Source organism: Rahnella sp. BIGb0236 (genome assembly GCF_004364755.1).
GTDB classification, from domain to species: Bacteria; Pseudomonadota; Gammaproteobacteria; order Enterobacterales; family Enterobacteriaceae; genus Rahnella; species Rahnella victoriana.
On record NZ_SOAO01000001.1, the window covers coordinates 314,768 to 325,935 of the forward strand.

At 55.3% G+C, this 11,168-nt stretch carries 11 protein-coding genes; 9 read left to right on the forward strand and 2 right to left on the reverse strand.

Going from position 1 to position 11,168, the window contains the following annotated elements:
* Positions 1-19 precede the first annotated feature (19 nt).
* The 9 genes from tssF (at position 20) to EDF78_RS01375 (ending at position 8,888) form a co-directional block, all read left to right on the forward strand.
* Complete coding sequence (tssF, locus tag EDF78_RS01335; protein WP_133822333.1) at positions 20-1,783, forward strand: type VI secretion system baseplate subunit TssF; 1,764 nt, start codon at positions 20-22, stop codon at positions 1,781-1,783.
* A complete protein-coding gene (gene tssG, locus EDF78_RS01340; protein WP_133822334.1) occupies positions 1,747-2,844 on the forward strand; it encodes a type VI secretion system baseplate subunit TssG in 1,098 nt (365 codons plus the stop codon). Before tssF ends, tssG begins: the two co-directional genes overlap by 37 nt.
* A complete protein-coding gene (tssJ, locus tag EDF78_RS01345) occupies positions 2,825-3,361 on the forward strand; it encodes a type VI secretion system lipoprotein TssJ (RefSeq protein ID WP_279586756.1) in 537 nt (178 codons plus the stop codon). Before tssG ends, tssJ begins: the two co-directional genes overlap by 20 nt.
* Before the next feature lies 1 nt (position 3,362).
* A complete protein-coding gene (gene tssE / locus EDF78_RS01350) occupies positions 3,363-3,791 on the forward strand; it encodes a type VI secretion system baseplate subunit TssE (protein WP_131693956.1) in 429 nt (142 codons plus the stop codon).
* Positions 3,792-3,802: 11 nt separating this feature from the next.
* The gene (locus tag EDF78_RS01355) at positions 3,803-5,191 is read left to right on the forward strand and encodes a VasL domain-containing protein (protein WP_133822335.1); all 1,389 of its coding nucleotides are present in this window, start codon (positions 3,803-3,805) and stop codon (positions 5,189-5,191) included.
* Between the two features lie 65 nt (positions 5,192-5,256).
* A complete protein-coding gene (locus EDF78_RS01360) occupies positions 5,257-5,727 on the forward strand; it encodes a hypothetical protein (RefSeq protein ID WP_133822336.1) in 471 nt (156 codons plus the stop codon).
* Between the two features lie 550 nt (positions 5,728-6,277).
* On the forward strand, positions 6,278-7,702 hold the full coding sequence (locus EDF78_RS01365) for a cytochrome ubiquinol oxidase subunit I (RefSeq protein ID WP_095925805.1): 1,425 nt from the start codon (positions 6,278-6,280) through the stop codon (positions 7,700-7,702).
* Between the two features lie 2 nt (positions 7,703-7,704).
* A complete protein-coding gene (gene cydB / locus EDF78_RS01370; protein ID WP_131693953.1) occupies positions 7,705-8,712 on the forward strand; it encodes a cytochrome d ubiquinol oxidase subunit II in 1,008 nt (335 codons plus the stop codon).
* Between the two features lie 11 nt (positions 8,713-8,723).
* Positions 8,724-8,888 carry a DUF2474 domain-containing protein gene (locus EDF78_RS01375; RefSeq protein ID WP_013577857.1) on the forward strand — a complete coding sequence of 55 codons (165 nt, stop codon included), beginning with the start codon at positions 8,724-8,726 and terminating at the stop codon, positions 8,886-8,888.
* Positions 8,889-8,924: 36 nt separating this feature from the next.
* Here the strand turns inward: EDF78_RS01375 and EDF78_RS01380 are convergent, their stop codons facing one another.
* Both EDF78_RS01380 and EDF78_RS01385 read right to left on the reverse strand, forming a co-directional pair.
* Positions 8,925-9,503: a TetR/AcrR family transcriptional regulator gene (locus EDF78_RS01380; protein WP_133822337.1), complete on the reverse strand. Its 579-nt coding sequence runs from the start codon at positions 9,501-9,503 to the stop codon at positions 8,925-8,927.
* Between the two features lie 47 nt (positions 9,504-9,550).
* Positions 9,551-11,047 carry an MFS transporter gene (locus EDF78_RS01385; protein ID WP_095925808.1) on the reverse strand — a complete coding sequence of 499 codons (1,497 nt, stop codon included), beginning with the start codon at positions 11,045-11,047 and terminating at the stop codon, positions 9,551-9,553.
* Positions 11,048-11,168: the final 121 nt, after the last annotated feature.

Here is an 11,168-nt window from a genome sequence, read left to right on the forward strand (position 1 = left end):
CCTCCTTCGGAAAAATACTATGAAAGACCAAACCCTGCGTTATTACGATGCCGAGCTGCGCTATTTGCGCGATGCGGCGAAAGAGTTTGCACAAACTCATCCTGATCGCGCCGCGATGCTCGATTTGGATAAACCCGGCCCCCCTGACCCTTACGTTGAACGTCTTTTTGAAGGCTTTGCCTTCTCCATGGGACGGCTGCGCGAAAAGATTGACGACGACCTGCCGGAATTCACCGAAGGGCTGGTGAGCATGTTATGGCCACACTATCTGCGCACCATTCCGTCACTTTCCATTGTGTCGCTGAGCCCCGACGTGCCGTCGATGAAAATGACCGAAACTGTGCCCGCGGGAATGGAAATCTATTCCCGCCCTGTCGGCCCAAAAAATACCGTATGCCAGTACCGCACCACGCGCGACATAACGCTTAACCCGCTGGCCGTTTCAAAAGTGGTGATGGCGACTGAGCCTGACGGGCGTTCTGTGTTGCGCCTGCGTCTGTCATGCAGCCCACAGACTGACTGGTCACAGGTTGATCTGCGTCGTCTGTGTTTTTATCTGGCAGGTGAGGCACCGGTTAGCAGTGCGCTGCATCTTGCCCTTACCCGCCGTCAGGCGGCGCTGTATATCCGCCTTCCCAATCAGGCTGACCGCATCAAACTGGATGGCTGGTTCTCGCCGGGCGGATTTGCAGATGAAGATCTGCTGTGGCCAAAAGGCGAAAGTGCGTTCAGCGGCTATCAGTTGCTGCTGGAGTATTTCACCTTCCGCGAAAAATTCATGTTCGTGCATCTTAACGGGCTGGAATCAGTGACCTTGCCTGCAGGCATCGCATTCTTTGATCTGGAAGTCGTTTTCAACAGCCAGTGGCAAAGTGATCTGCCTGTTACCGATGAAGCCATGGCGCTGCATTGTGTACCGGTGATCAATCTGTTCACGCTGGAAGCAGATCCGCTGCTTATTAACGGACTGGAGAATGAGTACCTGCTGCGTCCACGACGGTTACAGGACGGTCATACTGAAATATATTCGGTCGATTCTGTTACAGGCTCGCAACGCACGTCGGACGCGACTTACGTGCCCTTCACCAGCTTCCGTCACCGCGGCGGGATGCAGAGACGCCATGCGCCGGAGCGTTATTTTCACACCCGAGTTAAACGCGGTGTGACCGGGCTGCATGATACGTGGCTGATCCTTGGCGGTCAGCAATGGGAAGTGGATCGCGAATTCACCCGCGAGCCCGTCTCCCTGAAAATAACCGGCACTAACGGTCAGTTACCACGCAAAGCGTTACAAAGCACCTTACTTGATCGCTGTGAGGCCGTATTACAGACGTCGCTGAAAGTCCGAAATCTCAGCAAGCCGACCCTGCCTTCTTATCCTCCGGCAGAAGATCACTTCCAGTGGCGCGTGCTTAGTCATCTTGGCTCCAGTTATCTCAACCTGATGAGCAATGCAGACGTGTTACGCGGGACGCTGGAGCTCTATAACTGGCAGAGCGATGAGCTGAACAACCGCCGCCTGGACGCCATTCAGCAGGTGCAACATCATCAGATCCAACGTTTTGAGAAAGGTTTTTTGCTGCGCGGAATTGATATAGAAGTGACGCTCGATGGCAATGGTTTTACCGGTGAAGGTGATATTCACCTGTTCGGGGAAATGCTCAACCGCTTCTTTGCGCTTTACGCTGATATCCATTTATTCAATCAGTTAACTCTTATCGTTCAGCCTGCCGGGAAATGCATCCGATGGAAAGAGAATCACAATCAGCGCCTGCCCGGCTAATCGAGCAACTGCACGATAAACTGCCCTACACCCAGTTTTATCGATTTTGTCAGTTGCTGGAGCAAAGCCAGCCAGATGCCCCTGCTCTGGGCAGCCAGTGGCAAGTCAGACACGATCCCGTACGTTTTCGTCCACATCCGGGGATGGGATTTCCCGCCAGCGAGTTTAAACGGGTGGAAATGCCGGAGCATCCGCATCTTCCACCGACCATCCGCACGACGTTTATGGGGCTATACGGTGTCGAATCGCCGCTTCCTACAGCCTATATCGATGACATTACCCAGCGTCGCGATGGTTACGAGGCTGTCGCCGATTTTCTGGATATCTTTAACCACCGGCTGACCACGCAGTATTACCGGATCTGGCGTAAATACTCATATCCCGCCACGTTTACCCCCGGCGGGACGGATAAAACGTCGAAATATCTGCTGAGTCTGTGCGGGCTCGGCATAGAAGGATGTACGCAAGATATCGCCACGCCGGTTTCCCGTTTTCTGGCACTGACCAGCATGATGCGGCTGCCGACTCGCACCAGCGAAGGCATTATCGCGCTGGTTCAGCTGCTGGCACCGGATACACAGGCGCAGATAATGGCGCATGACCGCTGCTTGATCCCCCTGCGCAAGCAGCTAACCATGAGTGCTACCGCACCCGTCAGCATGAGCAGCAGTCCGGTGATGGGACGGCAGACCGTCGATGTGAACTGTCAGGTTCTGCTGAAACTGACCACTGAAAATCCGGACGAAGCCCGGGAATGGTTACCAGAAGGGCAGCTTTATACCGACTTACTGGCGTTACTGCAGGTATACCTCGGGTCGCGGCTGCACGTTCGTTTGCAACTGTCGGTCTCCCGCGCGCTGCTGCCCGATGCGCGACTTTCCTGTCAGCCGGCAAAATCCGGTGTGCTTCTGGGAAGAACCGCCGTGATGAGCAGACTAAAGACTGTTCCTGCGATGCAAAATAAAAATGAAATGATCACTATTAATCTGGGCCGCTATCAGCGCGTTCAGGAAAATCTTCACAGAAGGGAAACTGATGAATATGGCGACTACCGCTGGTAAAACCCGTTTTACATTACTGATGCTGGCAATGGTCTCCACACTGAGCGGATGTGGGCTGACCCAGAAAGTCAGCGACGGCACGGTTGCTGTGACCAAATCCATTTTTTACAAGCAAGTGAAAACGCTGCATCTGGATATCACAGCTCGCGATGCCATCAACAACAATGCCAGCGGCGCTCCGCTTTCTACGGTGGTGCGTATCTATCAGCTGAAAGACCGAAAAGTGTTTGACGATACCGATTATCCATCGCTGTTTGCACAAGACAGTCAGGCGATAAAAGCCGATCTGCTGGAGCAAAAAGATATCCGGGTACTTCCGGGGGCGGCAGTGTCTGTCGACGTGCCGATGAATGAAAAAGCGCAGTATGTCGCGGTCGCAGGCATGTTCCTGTCACCGGATATTACCAACAATACCTGGCGTATCGTGCTCAGCCGCGATGATTTGGATCCGGATAAGGCGCGCCAGATCGAACTGAATAATCAGGGAATGACACTGCTGCCACTGAAGGACAAGTGATATGCCGCAACCCTCACTCTACGAAATGCTGCTCGGCAATTTTGCCGGTGGCCTCGATCTGCACAACGTCAGCGAAGAGAATCAGGTGATCCTCTCCGTGCTCGACAACATGCAGCGCATTCTCAACTGTCGTGCTGGCACGCTAAGCCATCTGCCGGATTACGGCCTGCCGGACATGAGCAAAATCCTGCAAGGGATGCCCGGCACAGCGCATTCCCTGCTGGATGTTTTGTCAGAGACCTTGCTGAAATACGAGCCACGCATCCAAAAACTGCACGTTATTTTATTGCCCCAGTCCAGCCCCGGACATCTTGAATACGCCATTGACGCCGAACTGAAAGAGCTTGGCTTAGTGCGATTCGGTACCGAATTTATGCCGGAAGGCCGCGTACTGATGCGCCATATGAAACAGCAGAATTACGTCAGTTAAGGAAAACAACCATGTCAATTGAACGCCAGTTGCGCACCGGGGGTGACCCGCGTGCGCTGGCTGATTACGCCGTTTTACGCGAAGAACTGAGCAAATTTACCCATCCGGCACGCCCGGATGTTAACTGGCAAAAAGTGGAACAGCTGTGTCTGAATCTGTTCCAGCAAAACGGTATCGAGCTGCAAACGGCATCGTGGTATACGCAGGCCCGGGCGCGCGTAGCGGGGATATCGGGTTTAAATGAAGGGCTGGCGATCCTCGAGGCATTGATTTCACGGCAGTGGCCGGGACTGTGGCCGCAGCCGGTGCATGCGCGGATGGAAATACTCTCCGGCCTGAGCCAGCGTCTGCAACAGACATTGCGCAGCATGACCCTGGATTATCACGATCTGTCGCAGATCTATCAGGCCGAAAAACTGATCAATGCGCTGTGCGAGGTCCTGCAGCGTCTGGAGCTGAAGCATGTCAGCCAACTGGAAGCACTGAGCAGTTTTATGCACGGTGCCGCCGTGAGGCTGGAAAATATGCACGCCACCAGCGATGCGCCGATCGTCCTGCCTGCGGCAGCGACTGAAAACGCGGAAAAAGAGTGGGCCGCGCAACCCCGCGAGCAGTGGGTCTATGTCGCGCAGGCTGAACCTGCCGAACCACAGGTGACGATTGCGCCACCCGCGCCGGTGAAGCATCCGGTGCAATGGAAAGGGTTCATCGCCGGGATGGTGGTGACGGTGCTGTTGGGTAGCGGGATTTCGGCGGGCATCAGGGCGTTTTATCATCCGCCTTCCGGTGAGCAGCTGATGGCGACGCTGCCGGTGTTGCCCAAACCGCTGAACACACAGGCGCTGGAAACGCTGAAGAACCGGCAGGCTGAGATGCTGCACCGCGAGGCACCGGCGTATCTGGCCGCCATGCAGCAGCAAACGCGCCAGCTCGCCACCTTGTCGCCGCGCTGGGCGCAGGATACCGGGTCACATCTGGTCGGTCAGGCGCTGATGTTATGGCCTGATAATCCGGCAACCGCCGCGCTGGCGAAAAGCTGGACGCAGCAACTGAACGCCAATGCCGTGCCTTTGGAAAACCTCAGCGGCTGGCAACAGGCCAATACCCAGCTGCAACAACTGGCGGATAAACTCAACGGGCTGGATGAGCAGCGCGGTAAATACATGACTGTCTCACAGCTGAAATCGTCGGTATTTGCTATCCAGCAGGCTCTGAACAGCGCGCCGCCGGTGGAAGAATCCCTGCGTAAACTTGCCGAACTACAGCAACACAAAACCGCGATTCCGCCGCAACTGATGCTGCAACTTGATAATCAGTTTACGCAGTTGCTGAACCGCTACGCGTTGCTTACTCAAGCCTTACCGGCGACCGCCGGTAAAAACGGTCAGGCAGATAACTGACCAATGAATATGGCGGCGTGATCAGAAAATATGATGACGTCAGCCATCTTAAATACAGAGGAAGTATGTCAGCAAAAGAACGGTTCCTGAAAAAACTACAGGACAGCCAGCCCCGCACTGGCTCATATGAAAATAAAGGACAGGCGGATATCGCCGAGTTCCGGCAGCGGATCGCGCTGTTGCAGGAAAACATGGAAGAATGGCTGGAAGGCACCGGCATCGGGGTCGAAAGCACCACCGTCTCGCTGATTGAATGCCTGATCGGCGGGAAATCGTTCAGTGTTCCCGGTATCCGGCTGACCTATGAAGACAGCCAGGTGACCTTCACACCGGTGTTTTTATACGGACAAGGCGTCACGGGCTGTGTGGAAACCAGCCTTTGCACGCAGGGCCGGGTCACTGTTCTGTGCCGGTTATTTATGCGCGCAGGTGAGAACCGAGACTGGACATGGCGTCCCGCGAATCCTTTCACGGCGCAAGAGCGGGCGTTTGGCGAAGAGCTCTTTTTTGAACTGATTGAAGGATTATTACCCTGACGCCTTCGGGCGTCTTTTTTTTGTCATTCATCCGGATAACGTGCAGCACAAATGTAAAATAATGTTACGGGAATTACCTTCTGGCGGCATTTTCGGCCAAAATCGATGACATAAATTTACATTGCATTAAAAATCAGAATGCGCTGATGCCCTGCACGATTTAACTTTCTTGTTACCAATTTTGCACACAACAAGTCATTACCGGATGCAGGGAAATTACATTTGAAAAACATCAAAACTTTTTGATCCAGATCAATGCAACAACATGACCTCTCATTTTTTGTGGTTAACGCCCTGCGTCTCCTTTTTCCCCGAATTTAGTTTTCCCGCCCCTGCGTGTTACCCGCACAGAAAGTGTTTCAACGACTAATTTCCCCACGGAACCGTCCCTGTTAATGCCTTCATACGATGTGGTTAAATCGGCTCCTCGCGAAACCCCAGCTGTACCACCCTTTCATTCAAGACTTCACCTGCGAATGTCAGACATCGCCGGTTCCCGTACCGGTATTGCTGTTTGGAAGGGTCACCTGACACACAAAAAGAGGTTGTTATGTTTGGTCTTGATGCGCTAGAACTGGCCCGGATCCAGTTTGCCTTCACCGTCTCTTTTCATATCATTTTTCCCGCTATCACTATCGGGCTTGCCAGTTTTCTGGCTGTTCTGGAAGGCATGTGGCTGAAAACGAAGAAAGAGGCTTACCGCGACCTGTATCATTTCTGGTCGAAAATCTTTGCCGTGAACTTCGGTATGGGCGTGGTCTCCGGTCTGGTGATGGCATACCAGTTCGGCACCAACTGGAGCATGTTCTCCTCCTTTGCCGGCAGTATTACCGGCCCGCTGCTGACGTATGAAGTGTTAACCGCGTTCTTCCTGGAAGCCGGTTTCCTCGGCGTGATGCTGTTCGGCTGGAACCGCGTCGGACCGGGCCTGCACTTCTTCTCTACCTGCATGGTTGCCCTCGGCACGCTGATGTCGACGTTCTGGATCCTCGCCTCAAACAGCTGGATGCAGACCCCGCAGGGCTACGAGATTGTTAACAATCTGGTGGTACCGGTCAGCTGGATGAAGATTATCTTCAACCCGTCCTTCCCGTTCCGCTTAATGCACATGACCACCGCCGCGTTCCTGGCCTCTGCTTTCTTCGTCGGTTCTGCTGCGGCATGGCATTTACTGCGCGGTCGTGATACGCCAGCCATCCGTACCATGTTGTCGATGGCCATGTGGATGGCGCTGATCGTGTCTCCGATTCAGGCATTCCTCGGTGATGCCCACGGTCTGAATACCCTGAAATATCAGCCGGCTAAAATCGCGGCCATCGAAGGCCACTGGGAAAATAAAGACAACAAACCGTCCCCGCTGGTACTGATCGGCTACCCCGATATGAATCGTGAAGAAACCCGTTACGCGATTGAAATCCCGTATCTGGGCAGCCTGATCCTGACGCACAGCCTGACGCATCAGATCCCGGCGCTGAAATCCTTCCCGAAAGAAGACCGTCCGAACTCCTCCGTGATCTTCTACACCTTCCGCATCATGGCCGGTCTGGGCATGCTGATGATTTTGCTGGGTGTGCTGAGCCTGATCCTGCGTCGTGGCGGCAAAATGTATACCTCGAAAGCGTTCCTGCGCTTTGCTTTCCTGATGGGCCCTTCCGGTCTGCTGGCCCTGCTGGCGGGTTGGATCACCACTGAAATGGGGCGTCAGCCGTGGGTGGTGTATGGCCTGCTGCGCACCAAAGACGCGGTATCCAACCATAACGTGTTGCAGATGAGCGTCAGCCTGATCCTGTTCATCGTCATTTACTGTTCGGTGTTTGGTGTCGGTTACGGCTACATGATGCGCCTGATCCGCAAGGGTCCGCAGGCGCATGAAGGTGAAAGCGTTGACCACGGTGGTCCCGGCCAGCACCGCACACCTGCGCGTCCGCTGTCTGCGATTTCAGAATCACTGACCGACGAAAATAAGGGAGCTTGATAATGGGTATCGACTTACCGCTGATCTGGTTTTTGATCATCATCTTCGGCGTGATGATGTATGTGGTGATGGACGGCTTCGACCTGGGTATCGGTCTGCTGTTCCCGCTGGTGAAAAAAGAGCACGACCGTGACGTGATGATGAACACCGTTGCGCCGGTCTGGGACGGCAACGAAACCTGGCTGGTACTCGGCGGTGCGGCGCTGTATGGCGCATTCCCGCTGGCGTACTCGGTGATCCTGGATGCACTGACTATCCCGCTGACCCTGATGTTATTCGGTCTGATCTTCCGCGGTGTGGCGTTTGAGTTCCGCTTCAAAGCCAGCCCGGCCAAACGCCACGTGTGGGATAAATCCTTCATCTGGGGTTCGGTTATCGCCACCTTCTGTCAGGGCGTGGTGCTGGGCGCAGTGATCAACGGCATTCCTGTTGTGAACCGCACGTACGCCGGTGGCGCACTGGACTGGCTGACGCCGTTCACCCTGTTCTGTGGCTTTGCGCTGGTAGTGGCTTACGCCCTGCTCGGCTGCACCTGGCTTATCATGAAAACCGAAGGCGAATTGCAGGAAGCGATGCACAAAATCGCCAAACCGCTGCTGGTGGTATTCCTGCTGGTGACGCTGGCCGTCAGCCTGTGGACGCCGCTGACCCACAGCGACATCGCCACCCGCTGGTTCTCGCGCCCTAACCTTTACTGGTTCCTGCCGGTGCCGGTGCTGGTGGTGCTGGTCTCGGCGTGGATGTACCGCGCCATCAGTAAAAACGCGCATCACGCGCCGTTCCTGCTGACACTGGCGCTGGTGTTCCTGGGCTATACCGGTCTGGGGATCAGCATCTGGCCGAACATTATTCCGCCGTCCATCTCCATCTGGGAAGCGGCTTCACCGCCGCAAAGCCAGGGCTTCATTCTGGTCGGCGCCCTGTTCATTATCCCGATCATTCTGGTGTATACCTTCTGGAGCTACTACGTGTTCCGCGGGAAAGTGACACCGGATCAGGGTTATCACTGAGGAATCTCGCTATGAATCTCATCAGAAAAATGGATGACAGCAACATCACTAAAGCCCCGTTCTTAAAGCGTGTCGGCTGGATGGCCGTCATCTGGGGCGGCAGCGTGCTGGCGTTATTTGTTGTGGCATCGGTATTTCATCTGCTGATGTTTGCGGCGGGAATGAGAAGTCATTAAGTGAAAAAGGCCGCCATCATGGCGGCCTTCTGTTTTTTATTTCTCCAGCACCCGCCCGATAAAATCGAGAATATCGTCCATGGCTTCCTGACGGGTTTCGGCAGAGGGCATGACGATCAGCTGATCGGAATAGCCATTCATGATGGCAGATAACTGCCGCGTCACCCGTGCCGCATTCGCCGGTCTGAACACGCCCGCCTCAATCCCCGCACTGATAATCTCCGCCAGCAGTGCCAGCCACTTGTGCACCATCAGTTGCGCCAGTCCGGCGTAAGCCTCGTTATGCGCCGCCAGTTGCCACAGTGAGCCGTAAAGCTGCCAGATATCGCCCTGCGTGTCCGGCAAATAATTGCGTACCAGCGTGTGCAGTTTTTCCTGCGGCTGAAGCGGCGCAATTTCAGCGGTGAATTCGGTCAGCTCAGCCAGCATCACCTCCTTCAGCGCCTCGATACATAAGGTCTGCCAGTCGCGAAAGTAATGATAAATATGGCTGCGGGAAATGCCGACGCGCTCCGTCAGCTCGCGCGTCGTCACTTTTTCAATCCCTTTTTCGATAAAGAGACTGATGGCACCGTCAAGAATTTTAGCCCTTAACGCCTCCTGATTTTCTTTCATAATCAATCCTGTGCTGGCATCGAGCAACCGCTCCTGGCCGCATTTTATCAGGAAGGCAGACGTGCGCCCAACGACTTACGCAAGACGATTTTCACCACAATCACCGTCGCTATGACCAGCGCGGCCGCCGACACCAGCACCGCCATAAACGCCTGGTCGAACGCCGCGCGGGCGAGATCCGTGATAATTGTCGCGTGTTCCGGGCTGAGATGGCTGGCGATCGCCAGCGCTTCGTCGAGACTGTCATAGGCCGCGTCGCCGGTGACCAGCGCGGCAGGCAGTTCCAGGGTGCGGCTGTACACCGCCGTCATCAGACCGCCCAGCAAGGTGACGCCAAGCACGCCACCCATTTCCCACGACACATCTTCGATCGCCGCCACCATGCCGGCTTTGTCTTCCGGCGCGTTGAGCATGATCGAGGTTGAAGCCGCGGTCACGGCTCCTCCCAGCCCGAAACCTAAGATAAACAGGCTGATCAGTTGCAGCGTCACGCCAGCGTCAAACACCAGCGCATGCATCACAATCCCCAGTGCCGATAGCGCAAAGCCGCCCAGCATCATTTTACGCACGCCGACACGCGGGATCAGCATACCCGCCAGCGGCGAGGCCAGTGCAGACGCCACCGGGATCGGCAGGATAAACATCGCCGCCATAAACGGCGACAGGCCAAGCACCAGTTGTAACCGCTGGCTGAGCACCAGTTCGATGCCAATCAGCGCAATCATTGAGGTGATAGCGACACCGACACCGCAGGCAAACGCCCGGTTACGGAACAGCGAGAAATCGATCATCGGCTGCAATGCGCGCTGTTGTCTTCTGGCGAATAAGCTGAGGAAAATCACGCCCGCCGTCGCCGCAGACACGATGACCAGCCATGAGGAATTGATATGGCTCAGTTCTTTCAGCGCGTAAATCACGCCGACCAGCCCCGCCATCACCAGCGCAGAACCGATAAAGTCACACGGGCGCTGTTTGTTGCCTTTACCACGCGGGATCAGCGCCAGCGCGAACGGGAAAACCGCCAGCACGATCGGCACGTTGATCAGGAATACCGATCCCCACCAGAAATATTCCAGCAATACGCCGCCGATCACCGGCCCGAGCGCCGCCGCACCGGAAGCCACCGCCGACCAGATGCCGATCGCCAGCGCGCGTTCACGCTCATCGGTAAATACATGGCGCACAATCGCCAGCGTCGCAGGCATCATCATCGCTGCGCCAATCGCCAGAAACACGCGGGAGGCGATCAGCATCCCGGCGCTGGCAGAAAATGCCGCGCACAGAGACGCAAGGGCAAAAACCGGCAGCCCGCTCATAAACAGATTCTTATGCCCGAGCCGGTCGCTCAGCATTCCCGCGCCCGGTAGCAGCCCGGCGACCACCAGAGGATAGGCATTCACTATCCATAGTTTTTCCGATGCCGTGGCACCCAGCGCCTGTGTCAGACGGGGTAACGCGGTGTACAACACGGTCATATCGATGATGATCAGAAACAGCGTACTGGTGACGATGGCAAGTATCAGCCAGCGATTATTGACGAACATAAAAAAGTGCCTCAGATAGATTTTGAGCAGTTGCTCAAGACCAGCAAGATACTTGAGCAACCGCTCAAACTCAAGCAGCATGTGCCTGACAGTTGATGAAGCGTTGAAGATACGGCGCGGG